The 14,818-nt window shown below is 39.8% G+C and carries 17 protein-coding genes; 8 read left to right on the top strand and 9 right to left on the bottom strand.

Annotated features, from left to right (window positions below; genetic code table 11):
* Position 1: 1 nt before the first annotated feature.
* Genes FMM05_RS12120 through FMM05_RS12105 form a run of 4 tightly spaced genes read right to left on the bottom strand, consistent with a single transcriptional unit; the run spans position 2 to position 4,177 of the window.
* On the bottom strand, positions 2 to 643 hold the full coding sequence (locus tag FMM05_RS12120) for an alpha/beta hydrolase (protein ID WP_143373646.1): 642 nt from the start codon (positions 641 to 643) through the stop codon (positions 2 to 4).
* An 8-nt stretch (positions 644 to 651) separates the two neighbouring features.
* A complete protein-coding gene (locus FMM05_RS12115) occupies positions 652 to 975 on the bottom strand; it encodes a hypothetical protein (RefSeq protein WP_143373645.1) in 324 nt (107 codons plus the stop codon).
* 20 nt (positions 976 to 995) lie between these two features.
* Positions 996 to 2,252 carry a dihydroorotase gene (locus FMM05_RS12110; RefSeq protein ID WP_143373644.1) on the bottom strand — a complete coding sequence of 419 codons (1,257 nt, stop codon included), beginning with the start codon at positions 2,250 to 2,252 and terminating at the stop codon, positions 996 to 998.
* The gene (locus tag FMM05_RS12105; RefSeq protein WP_143373643.1) at positions 2,249 to 4,177 is read right to left on the bottom strand and encodes a vWA domain-containing protein; all 1,929 of its coding nucleotides are present in this window, start codon (positions 4,175 to 4,177) and stop codon (positions 2,249 to 2,251) included. The genes FMM05_RS12110 and FMM05_RS12105 overlap by 4 nt, the downstream gene beginning before the upstream one ends.
* Before the next feature lie 117 nt (positions 4,178 to 4,294).
* On the opposite strand from FMM05_RS12105, the gene FMM05_RS12100 reads away from it, so the two are divergent.
* Positions 4,295 to 5,401 (top strand): lactonase family protein, encoded by a 1,107-nt coding sequence (locus FMM05_RS12100; protein WP_235894405.1) that lies wholly within the window; start codon positions 4,295 to 4,297, stop codon positions 5,399 to 5,401.
* A gap of 67 nt (positions 5,402 to 5,468) precedes the next feature.
* Here the strand turns inward: FMM05_RS12100 and FMM05_RS12095 are convergent, their stop codons facing one another.
* Entirely contained in the window at positions 5,469 to 6,812 is a 1,344-nt protein-coding gene (locus FMM05_RS12095; protein WP_143373642.1) for a DEAD/DEAH box helicase, read from the bottom strand.
* A gap of 157 nt (positions 6,813 to 6,969) precedes the next feature.
* Here FMM05_RS12095 and FMM05_RS12090 point away from each other — a divergent pair, with 157 nt between their 5' ends.
* The 5 genes from FMM05_RS12090 to FMM05_RS12070 all read left to right on the top strand — a co-directional run bounded on the left by FMM05_RS12090 (position 6,970) and on the right by FMM05_RS12070 (position 9,350).
* Complete coding sequence (locus FMM05_RS12090) at positions 6,970 to 7,224, top strand: hypothetical protein (protein WP_143373641.1); 255 nt, start codon at positions 6,970 to 6,972, stop codon at positions 7,222 to 7,224.
* A gap of 402 nt (positions 7,225 to 7,626) precedes the next feature.
* Positions 7,627 to 7,998 carry a helix-turn-helix domain-containing protein gene (locus FMM05_RS12085; RefSeq protein WP_143373640.1) on the top strand — a complete coding sequence of 124 codons (372 nt, stop codon included), beginning with the start codon at positions 7,627 to 7,629 and terminating at the stop codon, positions 7,996 to 7,998.
* Between the two features lie 125 nt (positions 7,999 to 8,123).
* Entirely contained in the window at positions 8,124 to 8,396 is a 273-nt protein-coding gene (locus FMM05_RS12080) for a hypothetical protein (protein ID WP_143373639.1), read from the top strand.
* Between the two features lie 19 nt (positions 8,397 to 8,415).
* On the top strand, positions 8,416 to 8,910 hold the full coding sequence (locus FMM05_RS12075; protein ID WP_143373638.1) for a hypothetical protein: 495 nt from the start codon (positions 8,416 to 8,418) through the stop codon (positions 8,908 to 8,910).
* 197 nt (positions 8,911 to 9,107) lie between these two features.
* On the top strand, positions 9,108 to 9,350 hold the full coding sequence (locus tag FMM05_RS12070; RefSeq protein WP_143373637.1) for a hypothetical protein: 243 nt from the start codon (positions 9,108 to 9,110) through the stop codon (positions 9,348 to 9,350).
* A 54-nt stretch (positions 9,351 to 9,404) separates the two neighbouring features.
* Here the strand turns inward: FMM05_RS12070 and FMM05_RS12065 are convergent, their stop codons facing one another.
* From FMM05_RS12065 to FMM05_RS12055, 3 genes are all read right to left on the bottom strand, one after another.
* Positions 9,405 to 10,430, bottom strand: a complete 1,026-nt coding sequence (locus tag FMM05_RS12065; protein WP_143373636.1) for a M28 family metallopeptidase — start codon at positions 10,428 to 10,430, stop codon at positions 9,405 to 9,407.
* A 40-nt stretch (positions 10,431 to 10,470) separates the two neighbouring features.
* Entirely contained in the window at positions 10,471 to 11,241 is a 771-nt protein-coding gene (locus FMM05_RS12060) for a dienelactone hydrolase family protein (protein ID WP_143373635.1), read from the bottom strand.
* Between the two features lie 107 nt (positions 11,242 to 11,348).
* Positions 11,349 to 11,897: a type 1 glutamine amidotransferase domain-containing protein gene (locus tag FMM05_RS12055; protein WP_143373634.1), complete on the bottom strand. Its 549-nt coding sequence runs from the start codon at positions 11,895 to 11,897 to the stop codon at positions 11,349 to 11,351.
* Between the two features lie 151 nt (positions 11,898 to 12,048).
* Between FMM05_RS12055 and FMM05_RS12050 the strand changes: the two genes are divergently transcribed.
* A complete protein-coding gene (locus FMM05_RS12050) occupies positions 12,049 to 12,741 on the top strand; it encodes a DUF421 domain-containing protein (RefSeq protein ID WP_143373633.1) in 693 nt (230 codons plus the stop codon).
* Positions 12,742 to 12,813: 72 nt separating this feature from the next.
* Here the strand turns inward: FMM05_RS12050 and FMM05_RS12045 are convergent, their stop codons facing one another.
* A complete protein-coding gene (locus FMM05_RS12045) occupies positions 12,814 to 14,112 on the bottom strand; it encodes a RodZ family helix-turn-helix domain-containing protein (protein ID WP_143373632.1) in 1,299 nt (432 codons plus the stop codon).
* Between the two features lie 143 nt (positions 14,113 to 14,255).
* On the opposite strand from FMM05_RS12045, the gene FMM05_RS12040 reads away from it, so the two are divergent.
* Positions 14,256 to 14,747, top strand: coding sequence for a GNAT family N-acetyltransferase (locus FMM05_RS12040; RefSeq protein ID WP_143373631.1), 492 nt, complete (start codon positions 14,256 to 14,258; stop codon positions 14,745 to 14,747).
* The last annotated feature ends 71 nt before the right edge of the window (positions 14,748 to 14,818 follow it).

Here is a 14,818-nt window from a genome sequence, read left to right as displayed (position 1 = left end):
TTTACTTATTTAACCAGTTAAGTAGGTCGTAAAAGTTTTGTGGCGCTACTCCGTGGCCTGCATTATATTCGTGATACTCCACATCTAAATTCAACGCTTTTATAAACTCAGGTGCTTTGCGTGCCCATTCTACCGGGATAACCTGGTCTATAGTGCCATGCGATACAAAAAAGCGAAGTTTGTTCAGCTTTTCGCTATTTACATCACTAATAATGGTATTGTGCGGGTAACCGCTCAGGGCAGCCACACGGCTTATTTTTTCAGGATAGGTTAATGCTACAGCATAACTCAAAATAGCGCCCTGGCTAAAGCCAATTAGCGTTACGTTATCCTTATCTACAGGGTAGGCAGCAACAACTTCATCTATAAATTTCGCAATAAGATCGCGCGACTGTACTGCCTGAACATCATCGGTAAACTTGTTCATATCGGCATCAAAATCTATGGCATACCAAGCAAAGCCGTAGCCCGGAAGCGTATATGGTGCACGTACTGAAACGATAAGGTATTCGTCGGGCAATTGTGCTGCAAACGAGAAAAGGTCTTCCTCGTTGCTGCCGTAGCCGTGAAGTAATAGTAATAACGGATTTTTTTCCTGCTGTATTTTAGGCTGCCTTACAAGGTGGTATAATGATAACTCCATAGTTACTGCTACAGGTTTTTAAATACTTTTTGAAACAATCCGCCAACTAAAGGTATTGGCCGCATTTGGCCACTAATGGCTGTAAACAATCCGTAACCCCATAACACCGACATGAATATCCAGAATGGGTACACAATCATGGGGTTCCAAAAACCACTAAGGGTGTAGCCTATAGCCACAAAAAGTATTGATAATCCCAGTGCCTGCCTGATGTGGAAAGACGCATAAGGGTTTTTATTTTCAGAATTCATAGACATGGCAATAAGCGCGCCTACAACCAGTATATAACTGGTAATGGCAATGGTTTTGCCTTTTTCAATGGTATCGTTCATTATGTGTAAACTAATGCAAATTATTTATTAAGTATCAGCTTGCCGCGGTTATAAATTCCGTACGCTTTGCCCTTTAATGCAGCGCCTAAAAATGCTGAATTCTTAGATTTTGAAAGTATATCGCTTTTGCCGAATGTCCAGTGGCCTTCGGGATTAAATAGTGTGAAGCTTGCCTGAGAACCTTCGGCAATAGCCTTATTTTCGATGCCAAAAATTGCTTTGCCGGCTGTAAATTTCTCTATTATAACATCTAAAGGCAGTATGGTATTTAGGGCGCCAAAAGCACTCTCGAAACCTATAGTGCCATCTTTTGCAAGGTCAAACTCCAGTTTTTTGTGTTCAATATCTAATGGGTTATGGTCAGACGTTATAATATCTATCGTACCATCTAAAACACCCTCTATAAGCGCTTTTCTTTCGGTATCCGGGCGTAAGGGTGGGGCAACTTTATAACGGCTGTCAAAGTCGGCTAACACTTCATCGGTAAAAATTAAATGATGTACGGCAACACTACAGGTAACGTTAAGCCCTTTAGCCTTTGCTTCACGAATTAACTGTACCGATCTGGCTGTAGATATCGTAGGTATGTGTAGCTTACCGCCTGTGTACTCTAAAAGGTACAGATTGCGGGCAATTTGCAATTCTTCAGCAAGTGTAGGGATGCCTTTAAGTCCCAGGCGGGTACTAACTTCACCTTCGTGCACAACGCCTTTACCTTTAATTTTATCATCCTGAGAATACGCAATAACCAACCCGTCAAAATCCTGAACATATTGCAGCGCAATTTTAAGGATATTGGCATCGCTTAACGATTTGTTATAATCGCCAAAGGCAACCGCCCCGGCATTTTTCATATCAAAAAGTTCGGCCATGTCTTTACCTTCGCTGCCTTTTGTAAGCGCCCCAATAGGGTGCAGGGCAGTGGCAGTGTGCGCCGACCTGTTCACTACAAAAGCAATATCGGCCTGTTTCTCGGCAATAGGGTAGCCGGTAGGTTGCAGGGCAACATCGGTAAAGCCATTGCGGGCAGCCACATCAAGGCCGTTAGCAAGGGTTTCCCTGTCTTCATAGCCGGGTTCGCCAAGACTAACCGAGCTGTCAAACCACCCCTGAGAGATGTGCAGGTTATCAAGTTCTATAACGTCAAAGCCATCAATAGCGGCAATATTGGTTCCAATTTGTTTTATAATACCGCCCTCAATTACAATGTCGGCAGCTTTGTTGTTAAACGGGCTGTTTTTATCAATAATGGTGGCGTTTTTAAATATCAGGTTCATTTTACAAATTTTTGGATAAAGAGTTCGAGTAATAAGAAAACGAGTGTGCCAATGATAAACCATTTCCACAGTTCGCTTGCAGTACGTTCAGATTTTATATCGTTGTATACCGTAGCAACTGAGTCGACTTTGGTAAAGCTGCTAAGTATACCTTTGTTTTGCTGGTTAAGGTTGCTTTCTGTACGGGCATGGTTAAAGCTGATGTTCTTTATGTTTTCATCGCCTTTAAAAATGCTGTAGTTACCGGCGGCCTCTGGGTAATTGCCAAAAGACAGCTTAACCTTATTGTTAAGCACCTGCTGCATGGGTATAAAGTCAGCATCCTGGTTTTTAACGGTAAGCACTTCGTCTTTAGAAAGTACAGCGTCCAATAGCAAACTTTGATTTTGACCGATAGTTATTGCACTAATTCCTGTCTTGCCACTGCTTAGTGCCATGTTATAATACGTAGGCACAATAAGCGGCGAATTCTGGAAGTTGCTGTTGGTTTTATTTACAGGTGCCGAGAAAACATACACATTACCCAGCCTGTTGGTTAGCGATGCAAGAAACGGTGTCTGGTCGTCATAAGTTAGAACCGGCATGGCATTGCCGCTAAGCGTAAATGCGGCGTTTACTTTTGGGTACTGAAAATTATCGGTCTTTTTCTCAAATACCGTTTGGTATAGTGGGTGGTTAAAAGCAATTTTGGTAATAAGCCTTTCAGTTTGGGTAAGCGGCTTATAGCTCATATTGCCAAAAGTGCTTAGTAATGTATTAAGGCTTTGCAGGCTACAATCAGCAGCGGGAATGATAACCACATTACCGCCTTTTGCATAAAAATCTTTAAGGGTGGTTATTAACGACTGCGGAATATCCTTTAGCTCATTTAAGATAATGGCATCTTGTTTTTCGAGGCTGTTATAATCAAGGCCGCTAAGTGGGGTATCTATAAAATTAAATTCGTCAGCCGTATATATCTTCGTCAAAAATGCATTCTTCTGGCTTTCGCCGATGGTTAATACATTCGATTTTTGTGGTTTCGAAATACTGAAGTAGTACGTATTATCGTAGGCAAGGCTGTTATCGGTCACCGCTACATAACCATGAAAATCTTTTTTAGGAATAGTAAAGGTGCTGCTCTTTTTTTCTCCATCAAACTTTACAAGCGTTTTTGCTGTGAGGTTTTTGCCGTTGTAAAGCGCAATAGGCACATCATCTTCAAACTCGCCATACGCCTGCATATCAACCTTTATCTCGTAAAAGTTATCCATAGTTTGCGATATGTACACGCTGTCTATAGCAATATTGCGGATGTTCTCTGCTTCGGGTACTATAGCATACACAGGGCTGCCGGTACTAAACTTGCTAACATCTTTACTATCAAGATTAACGGCATCGGTAATTAAAACTACATCTTTACCGGTGTTTGGGTTTTTAGCCTGTGCCTTGGTTAATAAGAAATCGGGCTTGTAAGGAACATCACTATACGTTAAGTTTTGTAACTCTTTCTGGATTGATTTTATATCGGTATTCCAATAAGCATTGGTAGTAGTAATAAGCGAAAATTGCTGATTTTCGGGCGTGTTTTCCAGCAAATCCTGAACGGCACGTTTAAGCAGTTCGCCACGGCTGCCCTTAGCTTGCATAGAGAAAGAGTTGTCCAGGAGGATCACCATTTCGTTACCCTTATTCTCATTATCCTTCGCTTTAAAAAACGGCTGGGCAAAAGCTATAATTACGCAGGCTAACAGCAACAATCGGGTACACAGCAACAGCCATTTTTTAATTTTAGAGCTTTTGCGCGTTTGCATGCTAAGCTCTTTAAGAAAACGTACGTTAGTGAAATATTGCTTTTGAAAACGACGTAATTGAAACAAATGTACCAGTATAGGAATTACCAGCAGGAAGAGAAAGTAAAGAATTTCCGGGTGTTTAAACTGCATTCGTTTGAAAGTTTGTCAAAAATACACATTTTTATTCTAAATGATACAGCAAAAACAGGGTATAAATTTCACATAATGTTTAAATACTTTACATTTGTAAGTACTAAATTGCATACCATGAAATTAGCGAAAGCACTACTATTACTTGTATTTATGAACGCCGCAGCACAGGATAATTTTAACCTTATTGTTGGTACTTACACAAACGCCTGCCAGAGCAAAGGTATTTATGTGTACGATTTTAATGTTAATACCTTGGAATATAAGCTTAAAAGTAATACCGATGGTGTTATAAACCCAAGTTACCTTACAGTATCTGCCGATAAAAAATTTGTTTACAGCGTAAACGAAGACGGTAAAAAAAGTACGGTTAGCGCTTTTAAATATGCCCCTGCAATAGGTAAACTGGATCTTTTAAATAAAACCGACTCTAAAGGCGCCGACCCATGTTATATAATAAACGACGATAAAAACGTAATTGTTGCCAATTATTCAGGTGGGTCTGTTGCAGTTTTTGAAAGGAAGCCCGACGGCAGCCTTAGCGATGCCAAGCAAGTGGTACAGCACACAGGCAGTGGCACGAATAAAAGCCGCCAGGAAAGTGCCCACGTACACATGGTATATTTTTCGCCGGATAATAAGTATGTTTTTGTGAACGACCTGGGTTTAGATAAGGTATTTATGTACACCTATAACCCCGCAGGTGGTGCCAAAACGCTTGTATTAAAAGGATCAGTAGATGTTAAGCCCGGTAGTGGCCCAAGGCATTTGGTATTTAACCCTAACGGTATTTTTGTATACCTGTTACAGGAGTTAGATGGTACACTTACAACCTTTAGCTATGAGAATGAAACTTTGGTTAAGGTTGACGAAGCCAGTGTTGCACCGGCAATATTTGGCGGTAAAAATGGCTCTGCCGATATTCATTTCTCTAAAGATGGCAAATATTTGTATGCAACCAATAGGGCAGATGGTAACACTATTTCAGCGTTCAGGGTACATACCAACGGAAAAATAAACCTTATACAGCAAATAAGCACACAGGGCGTAGGGCCGCGTAATTTTACTATAGACCCTAACGATAATTACGTACTGGTAGCCAATCAAAACAGTAACAACATTATTATATTTAAAAGAGACAAAAGCACCGGGCTCCTTACCGATACCGGCAAAAAAATAGAGTTATGCCAACCGGTTTGCCTCGTGTTTACGCCTAATAAATAATCAAAACATACATACAACAAAAAACCACCCAATTGGGTGGTTTTTGTATTTATGATAAGAGTAAATCTTATTTACCTTTTTTTCTTTTTGCAGCACGTTTGGCCTCTACACCACGGTTACGCGGTGCGGTTTTGCGGGGCTTGGTTTTACCCGGGCCACCAAGGTTAACCTTTTTGTTCTTTTCTTTCTTTTCATGAAAAGCGCCTTCGCCTTTTTTAACCTTTTTCATCAGGAATTTTACCTGCTTCCTGTCTTTTTCAAACTCAAGCAGCCTTTCGGCAATAACCACTTCTTCGGGTATTAGCAGCATCTCAAGTTCTTTTTCCATCAAAACTTCGGCTTCAACCATAATGTCACCTTCAAAAGGCGCGATAAAGCTAATGGCAATACCGGTCTTATCGGCACGGCCTGTACGCCCAATACGGTGAATGTACTGCTCCGGCGCTTCGGCGAGCTCCATGTTTATAACGTGTGTAATGTCGGATATATCCAAACCACGCGCCATAACATCGGTGGTAACAATACCCCTAATTTCTCCTGCCTGAAACGATGCCATGGTTTGCAAACGGTAGTTTTGTGATTTGTTAGAGTGTATTACCCCAAACTGCTCACCAAATTCTTCTTCAAGATGGTTAATAACCAGGTCGGCTATTTTTTTGTTGTTCACAAAAACAAGTACACGGCTCAGGCTTTCGTCTTTAAGCAAATGCTTAAGAAGGTTTATCTTGGTTAAAAAGTTAGGCACGTTGTAACCCAACTGCGTAATTTTTTCAAGCGGAGTACCACTGGCAGCTAACGAAACCTCTTCTGGGAAATCAAAAAAGTCGTTAAGCATATCATCTACCTCTTCGGTCATTGTAGCCGAGAACAGGATGTTTTGGCGCTTCATCTTCATCATCGATAAGATAGAGGTTACTTGTACCCTAAAGCCCAGGTTAAGCATCTCATCAAACTCATCTATAACCAATTTTTGTACCTCGTCAAAACGCACCACGTTATCAAGGGCAAGGTCCATCATTCGTCCGGGCGTACCCACAAGAATATCAACACCTTCATAAACCCTTGTTTTTTGGGTATTTATGTTTACACCACCGTATACACCCAGCGTTCGCACACTCATGTATTTGGTAAGTTTTTCTACCTCTTCAACCACTTGTACTACGAGCTCGCGGGTAGGTACTACAATTACCACGCGGGGTATGTGTGTTTTGGCAAATTTCCATTGTTTTAAAATGGGTAACAGGTAGGCAAAAGTTTTACCGGTACCGGTTTGTGCAATACCCATCATGTCGCGGCCTGATAATATTACCGGCATTGCACGCTCCTGTATGGGCGTAGGATTTACAAACCCCAGCTCATCGAGGGCTTTTTGCAGCGATTTAGGCAGGTCGAGATCAAGAAATGTGGCCATTGCATATATTTTGTGCAAAGATAGGCATTATATTAGTAATGCCTATTTTAAGCCCGTTTATTACCGTTTTGTACTTATATTGTAAGATTTAATTTAACAAAAAGTTTTCAAAGTTTATTTTTAACGGTGCTATCTTAGCTGTATAAACAAAACAATTATGTCTCAATTTGTAAGTATAGGCCACAGTATCTCGGTGGCAGCCATAAGGGATTACCTTTTTGCCAAAAGAATAGATAAGGGCGATTCGCTCGTGCTTAACCCTGCTGATTACGATCATATAGGCGAGGAGATGAAAAACTCTGACGAGCCTATTGATATCCCGGTAAATGTACTGGGAGTGCTTTTGCTAAAAGATACTACCGGAGATGTACCAGCTGGCAAAGTACAGATAGTAAAAAACGAAACATTATAATTTATTAGTGATTATAAATAGAAAAAGCTTCGACTTATGTTCGAAGCTTTTTTGTTTCCCTGCAAATAGCTTTATGTTCTTGGGGACAAACGTAAAAGGGAACTATTCTTTTTTATGGGGGCTGTTAGAGTAATTTTTATTGTAGATGATCTGCTCGATGGTATAAACAGATAAGTCGTTAAATTCCCTACTTATACTTTGCAATATTTTTTTAGAAGGTATTTTTTGCTGCTTTAATTCGTTGTATCGGTTCAAAATTTTCTTGTTTCTTTCCTTCAAAAAATCACTTACTGTCATAAATCGTTATTTTTGCAATAATTTTCTGTATATTTATAAAGATAAATGTAAGAAAAATAATTGTAAAAACAAATAATATTCTTCATATAAACGGTTTTTGTGGTCATGAAAGATTATATAGGTCTGAATATTAAATACTTGTGTGAAAACAATTTTTTATCGCAGGATGAATTTGGTGCCAAATTTGGCCTGAAGAAGAGCGTGATAGGAACGTATGTGCGTGGCATATCACATCCTAAAGTAGAGGTTATGCAAAAAATTTGCGAAGAGTATAACATTTCCCTTGACGATTTTATAAATCATGATTTGTATTTAAAGAACCAAGGCTATACCGCCATATCAGATTCTAACAAAATATCTGAGCCGCAATCTCCATTATATTCTACCGAAAAAGAAGCCCTCTTAAAAACTATAGAGGCACAGGAGCAAACTATTGCCGCCATGAAAGTTACCATAGATACTTTAATGAAAAAGTAAAACTTTATAGGTATTTTAAGACCCTGTATAAAAGATAATTAATAATTTGTAGTACCTCACTAAAAGGTAAAGCAGTAATGGTTACTGCTTAAATTTTAATTATTAAAAGGCTTAAAACTACCGCCATGGACGAAAATTTTGAAACTATCCGGGAGGCTTTTAAAACTGCGGGCATTGATGTTGTCACCGCAGAATACAGCATTACCGAATATTCGCTAAATACTAACCTTAGTTTTAAGTTTAGCAACCTCACCGAATTTCTTGAGTTTTTGGAATTGCATGCACAGGAAGATTTTGAAAGAGTACAGCATATTAAACTTTTGTTTATTGATGCCGGGGTAGACCCTGATAACTTTTTTTATGTGAATTTTTTTGAACCAAAGGTGGCCGAACTATAATATTTAAACACACAGAGCTATGGATTTAGGATTTTTAAAAATAAAGATAGACATACAGGCGGAACATGATGAATACCGTAAAAAATATGAGTATAAAAGAAAGGAACTTAAGCGCGAAGAGATTAAAAGCATTTTCGACGGTTTTAAAGATTTTTTTAAAGCCGACGGCCATTTTAAGTTTAAGGAAAATGAGCACAGTGTTACAGCCGAGTACAAAGAACATGGAATAAAGCTGGATATGGATATTTATAATAATATTGATAATCCTGACTTTAGTATTACCGGTACTATAAAAACCTACGAAAAGGATGTATATGAGTTTGTAGCCGAAGGTGTTTGCAATAAAGACATGGCCTTACCGGCACCTGATATGGATACTCAGGAAAAACTTATAGGCGACACCAAGCATTATAAAGATTTTTTAGAGGGCTCTATGAAATATTGTTTTGAGTACCGTATTACCGGCAGGGACGGTACATATTTAAACATGCAGGAGGTGATGCAGGCTTTGTAAGGATATGTTAAACCTTAAAATTTATTATAAATAAAAGTTAAAATTCGCTTAAAATTTTTACTTTTGTCCTGATTATAAGAATGTAGGAGAAACTGCCACGGCAGGAATGTAGTTTTAACCAATGGATAATTAAATATAGTCCCGCTATTTGCGTTAACACTACTTAGATGCTACTTTTTATTTAAAGCAAAGGACACATGAAATTATTTTCTCTCATATTATCCGTTATCGTGTTTTTTATATCACTCTACTTTTTTGTGACTGAAATTCCGTATGTAAACGGGTTAAATGATGTTATTTATGTATCGCTGCTTGGTATATTAATGACAATATGTGTAGTAGGGGTAATTATTAACTGGGAGTTTTTTACACAAAAACGTAAAAACAAGTTAGTACTCTTTGTAAACAATGGCTTTTCTAAAAAGATAAAAGAATCATAAAATAAAAAACTCCGGTCACATAAGCCGGAGTTTTTGTTTACTATCAATTTGTATTTATTTACCGTCTTTGTCTACTACGGGTCGGTTTTCACGGTTTGCGAGTTCCCAGGCGGTTACAAAAGCAAGCTGTGCCCTTTTTGCGAGCAGGTCGTACTCAATTTTATTTGGTTCATCACTTGCTTGGTGGTAATCATCGTGCACGCCGTTAAAGTAAAATATAATTGGGATGCCTTTTTTAGCAAAGTTGTAATGGTCACTCCTAAAGTAAAACTGGTTAGGGTCTTTTCTGTCGTTAAAAGTATAGTCAAGCGCCAGGTTGGTGTATTTTTTATTGGCAGCTTCATTTATGTTATGCAAATCGGTACTAAGCCTGTCAGAACCTATTACATACACATAATTGCCATTATCTTTATGGGCATCATCGCGGCGGCCTATCATATCAATATTAAGGTCGGCAATGGTGTTTGCTATAGGATACAACGGATTTTCAGAATAATAACGTGAACCGTGAAGTCCATGTTCTTCACCTGTCACGTGTAAGAAAAGTATAGAACGTTTAGGGCCGTAACCATCTTTTTTAGCCTGCATAAATGCCTGTGCAATTTCTAAAAGTGCCACCGTACCCGATCCGTCATCATCGGCACCATTGTATACCTCGCCGTTTTTCATCCCCACGTGGTCGTAATGTGCCGATATTACAAGAATCTCATCTGGCTTTTCTGAACCTTCTATAAAAGCCCATATATTTTCTGAGTCGTTTAATTTAGGGCTAAAGTTTCGCGCCATAAATGCTGAGGGTACTTTTTGGTACCAGTCTGTAGCTGCTTTAGGGAATGATATTCCGTTAGCCTCATATTGGCTAATAAGATATTTACCCGCTTTTTTTTGTCCGGGTTCGCCCGTATTACGGCCTTCCATTTCATCTGATGCTACAATGTAAAGGTGCTTTTTCAGGTCGGCATCGGTAATCGTTTTCATGTACTTGGCAACATCAGCCTTCGCATAGTCCTTTTGCTTGTTCTTTGTAGAACTGCACGAAAATACCAGGAACGCTAACGGAACGATAAATAGTTTTTTCATCTAATCGTATTTGGTTAAAAGAGAAGTTATAAATATACTATTATTTCTTTTCAAAAACTTCATCTAAAAATAAAAGGAAATGTTTCCACGAGCGTTTATCGGCTTTTTCATTATAAGCTGCTCCTTTAGAGTTGTCATTGCCGGCTTCTTTCTCGGTAAAAGCATGCACAGCATTAGCGTAATTAATAAACTGCCAGTCGGCATGGCCGTCGCGCATTTCTTTTTCAAAAGCGGCGATATCTTTTTGAGGCACGTGCGGGTCATCTGCACCATTCAACACCAATACCTTAGGTTTTATTTCGCTATTAGTACGCGATGCATCTTTGCCTAACCCACCATGAAAAGTAACAACGCCTTTAACGTTCATACCTGCACGGGCAGCCTCAAGAGCACCGGTACCGCCAAAACAGTAGCCTATAACTACAATGTTGTTAGCATCGGCACCACTTTTAATTAAAGCATCAAGGGCGGCTTTAATACGTTTTTGGTATTCTTCGGGGTGGCCTTTGTAGTAGCCTGCTCTTTCACCCGCCTGTTGTGGGGTAGTGGGGTAGTTGCCTTCGCCGTAAATATCAGCTACAAAAGCATGATAGCCTAAAGACGATAACTCTGTTGCCACATCTTTAACATGCTGGTTAATGCCAAACCAGGCAGGCAATACAAGTATACCCGGCTTTTGTTTTAGGGCTTTAGAGGGTATTGCGGCAAAGCCTTTCAGCTTTTGGATCCCCTCGGTGTAAGCAACTTCTTTTAATTGAGCGTGCAGTTGCGCCGACATTAATGCCAGCAGTATAACGATAGATTTTTTCATTATTATGTATGGTTTTAATAAACGTAAAGATAATAAAGAAAGCTCTTACACCAATGGCGTAAGAGCTCCTCCGTTGAATTAGGAATTAACCTTAACAAACATTATTTTTAGCTGTGCTGTAGTTCGTGTTTGCCCTCTTTAATCTCTTCAACAAGTTTTTTGTTAAAGGCAGGAAGGTCATCAGGAGTACGGCTGGTTACAAGCCCGTTATCTACAACAACTTCTTTATCTACCCAGTTGGCACCGGCATTAATAAGATCTTGTTTAACCGACGGGTACGATGTAACTTCCCTGCCGTCTACAACACCTGCGTTAATTAACGTCCACGGGCCATGGCAAATGGCGGCAACCGGTTTCTTTTCATCAAAAAAGGATTTTACAAACGCAATGGCATCTTCATTAACCCTTAATTTATCAGGGTTGATAACACCACCCGGAAGCACAAGTGCATGGTAATCGCCCGATGTAACTTCACTAAGTGTTTTATCTACCTTATATTCAGGGCCCCAGTCTTTCCCCGCCCAGGATTTAATGCTTCCGCTTTCAAGGCTTACAATCTCGGCTGTCCATCCTTGTTGCTCAATATATTCCTTTGGCGATTTTAGTTCGCTTTCTTCAAATCCGTGGGTTGCCAGTATGGCTACTCTCTTGCTCATAATTGTATTTTTTATAGTTAGTAAATTTCATTTATATAAAATTACGCCACACCGTTTACAACCATCATTAAGGCTGTATTAAAGTTGTGCTAATGTTTGTTAACGAATGTGTTAGCTTGTATAACTTTATAAGATAAATCTTTAAAAACACATGAAAGAGATATTTGAGTGGAACAGGCTGTTGTTTAACGATCTGCCTTTTGAGTTCCTGTTAGAGGTTGCCTTCAGGACCATAATAATGTTTACCGTAGTGCTGCTTACCCTAAAATTTGCCGGTAAAAGGGGGGTAAAGCAGCTATCGATATTTGAGGTGGTTATAATAATATCGTTAGGGTCTGCTGCCGGCGACCCTATGTTTTATGAAGATGTGGGCATTGTACCAGCCATACTGGTATTTTTAATAATATTGTTTATGTACAGGGCTGTTACCTGGCTACTGGGCAAGAGCAAACGTTTTGAAAATTTTATTGAAGGTAAGGTAACCTGTATTATTGAGGATGGGCAATTTTCGATACAATCTTTTGAAAAAGAAGACCTGGCGCAGGATGAATTTTTTACCGAATTGCGTTTAAAATCGATTGAGCATTTAGGGCAGGTGCGTAACGCTTATATGGAAACCAACGGATCTATCAGCGTTTATTTTTACGAAGATGCCGATATTAAATTCGGATTGCCCATTCGCCCGCAGTTATACAATCTTAAAAGCAATATTATAGCAAAAACTGGTGTGTATGCATGTACCTTTTGTGCCAATACTCAAAAACTTGAGCCTACCACCGGTAAATGCACCGTATGCGGGCATGACGAATGGGTACACGCCATTAAAACCCGAAGAATAGTATAAAACAAAACCGGCCTGCTTCTTTAAAAAAGCAGGCCGGTTTGCTAACTAACCTAAAAAGTATATATAAAATTATTAACCTCTTCTTCCGCCACCACCATTACCGCCAGATGACCTTGCCGGTGCGCTTTGCCTTTGTGGCGCAGCAGCCGGTGTGCTTCTCATTGCAGGGGCACTTTGCCTTTGCGGAGCCACCGATGGTGCATTCTGCCTTTGCGGTGTTGAAACCGGTGTATTTCTTACAGCAGGGGCACTATTTGTGTTACTACGAACTGATGGCGAACTATTAACCCTTGACGGGGTGTTGCTTCTCACCTCCGGAGCCGAGTAGCTTCTTGATGGTGTAGCATTAGTATTGCTACGTGTGCTTGTATTGTTATTAACCCTTGCAGGCTGGCTTTCGGTTCTTGTTAAGGAGTTACTCCTTACTGCACCATTATCTCGTGTTGTAGCATTATTGCTTGCCGACCGTGTATTTATGTTTGTGCTTTCGCTGCGTGTGGCACTATTATTCACTGCACGGCCCGCTCCATTGTTGCTTCTTACAGTGTTTGTACTTCTGCCGCCAGTATTTGCAGACCTTACAGATGCATTACCACGTGTTCCGCCGGTTCTTGTAGCTGCGTTAGCAGTACGGCTTTGCTCCATTTCACGCCTGTTGGTGTAACCTGTATTCCTGTTTGCAAAGCTGCGGTTAGGATATTGCCTTTCGTAAGCATTAGCCCTGTGGCTGGCATATAACGATGTTGCACGGGTACTTCTCCTGTTGTTTACATATACATAAGTATTGTGTACATTTATGTGGTTGTGCACATTGTTACGGTACCTGTAAACCGGATAAGGAGCCCAGTAGTTGTAGTAAGTAGGGTAATAACCCCAGTACCACGGTGAATAGTACGGGCGGTAGCTGCTTACCCAAAACACATTAAACAAAGCAGGCCTTGTTACATATACAGGCTCATAAATATAGTTGGGCCCGTACATATACACATCACCCACAACCTGTACACTTACATTGTTGTTCCTGTCCCTTTCAACTTCAATAGTTGCTACATCCTGAAAAGTATCTGCGGCAAGCACCGATTGTAGTATTATAAGGTGGGTGTTATTTTCGGTAACCTCTATAACCCTAAGGTAATCTACACGGCTGTCGCCGTTAAGGTCAAGGTTAGATATTTGAATATCCGGGTCGTTAAGCCTGCGCTCAAAATCTTCAAGGTCGCGGGAGTCTCCAAAGATAGAAGCTACAGCCTGAAGGTCCAGGTTATCGCTAATGTCTGAACTATTTGCCCTTACGCTTGTAACATCCTGTGCAAGTAATTCGCCTAAGCTAAGTAGGGCAAAAAGGGCTGTATTTAATATTTTAGTTTTCATGGTGAAAGTAATTTTAGTACACTAAGTAAACTTGTTTTTGTTGTTTGATATGTAATATTCAATATCTGTGCCAATAATTTTTTATTACCTTTACACTTTATTTAAAGCCTTGTAAACAAAGGTGTTTTAGGAAAATTATTTTTATGGAAATTGTAAAGGGGTCAATAAAAGACTACGATTTGATATATAGCATAGCAGTCCCGGCCTGGGAAAACACCTATAAAAACATACTATCGGCAGAGCAATCAGAGTATATGCTGGATATGATGTACAGTAATGAATCTATTACTGAGCAGCTACTTATTAAAGGGCATCATTTTTTACTTGCTGTAGATGGTGGCGAATATTTAGGCTTTGCATCTTACGAGCTTAACAGCGCTTACGAAACCACTAAGCTACATAAAATATATATCCTGCCGGAGGCACAGGGCAGGGGTGTGGGTAAAGCGCTTATAACGGTTGTAGAAAATTCGGCGAAAGCCAACGGAAATGATAAGCTGGCCTTAAACGTTAACCGCTATAACCAAGCCGTAAACTTTTATTTAAAGTCGGGATTTGTGAAGGCCGGTGAAGAAGACATTAATATAGGCAATGGCTATTTAATGGAAGACTTTATTATGGTAAAGCAGTTATAACCTTTTAATCAAAATCTTTTTATTTTACTACAGGATAGCCCATGACGCGATTTAAACCCGTGTGGGATATA

It is taken from the genome of Flavobacterium zepuense, assembly GCF_007097145.1.
Classification (GTDB): Bacteria; Bacteroidota; Bacteroidia; order Flavobacteriales; family Flavobacteriaceae; genus Flavobacterium; species Flavobacterium zepuense.
The sequence above is the reverse complement of the archived record's forward strand: the minus strand, read 5'-3'. Positions and strand labels throughout refer to the sequence as shown.

Excerpts from the sequence above, each read along its gene's own strand:
- FMM05_RS12120 (WP_143373646.1), bottom strand. The coding sequence starts at position 643 with ATGGAGTTATCATTATACCACCTTGTAAGGCAGCCTAAAATACAGCAG.
- FMM05_RS12115 (WP_143373645.1), bottom strand. The coding sequence starts at position 975 with ATGAACGATACCATTGAAAAAGGCAAAACCATTGCCATTACCAGTTAT.
- FMM05_RS12110 (WP_143373644.1), bottom strand. The coding sequence starts at position 2,252 with ATGAACCTGATATTTAAAAACGCCACCATTATTGATAAAAACAGCCCG.
- FMM05_RS12105 (WP_143373643.1), bottom strand. The coding sequence starts at position 4,177 with ATGCAGTTTAAACACCCGGAAATTCTTTACTTTCTCTTCCTGCTGGTA.
- FMM05_RS12100 (WP_235894405.1), top strand. The coding sequence starts at position 4,295 with ATGAAATTAGCGAAAGCACTACTATTACTTGTATTTATGAACGCCGCA.
- FMM05_RS12095 (WP_143373642.1), bottom strand. The coding sequence starts at position 6,812 with ATGGCCACATTTCTTGATCTCGACCTGCCTAAATCGCTGCAAAAAGCC.
- FMM05_RS12090 (WP_143373641.1), top strand. The coding sequence starts at position 6,970 with ATGTCTCAATTTGTAAGTATAGGCCACAGTATCTCGGTGGCAGCCATA.
- FMM05_RS12085 (WP_143373640.1), top strand. The coding sequence starts at position 7,627 with ATGAAAGATTATATAGGTCTGAATATTAAATACTTGTGTGAAAACAAT.
- FMM05_RS12080 (WP_143373639.1), top strand. The coding sequence starts at position 8,124 with ATGGACGAAAATTTTGAAACTATCCGGGAGGCTTTTAAAACTGCGGGC.
- FMM05_RS12075 (WP_143373638.1), top strand. The coding sequence starts at position 8,416 with ATGGATTTAGGATTTTTAAAAATAAAGATAGACATACAGGCGGAACAT.
- FMM05_RS12070 (WP_143373637.1), top strand. The coding sequence starts at position 9,108 with ATGAAATTATTTTCTCTCATATTATCCGTTATCGTGTTTTTTATATCA.
- FMM05_RS12065 (WP_143373636.1), bottom strand. The coding sequence starts at position 10,430 with ATGAAAAAACTATTTATCGTTCCGTTAGCGTTCCTGGTATTTTCGTGC.
- FMM05_RS12060 (WP_143373635.1), bottom strand. The coding sequence starts at position 11,241 with ATGAAAAAATCTATCGTTATACTGCTGGCATTAATGTCGGCGCAACTG.
- FMM05_RS12055 (WP_143373634.1), bottom strand. The coding sequence starts at position 11,897 with ATGAGCAAGAGAGTAGCCATACTGGCAACCCACGGATTTGAAGAAAGC.
- FMM05_RS12050 (WP_143373633.1), top strand. The coding sequence starts at position 12,049 with ATGAAAGAGATATTTGAGTGGAACAGGCTGTTGTTTAACGATCTGCCT.
- FMM05_RS12045 (WP_143373632.1), bottom strand. The coding sequence starts at position 14,112 with ATGAAAACTAAAATATTAAATACAGCCCTTTTTGCCCTACTTAGCTTA.
- FMM05_RS12040 (WP_143373631.1), top strand. The coding sequence starts at position 14,256 with ATGGAAATTGTAAAGGGGTCAATAAAAGACTACGATTTGATATATAGC.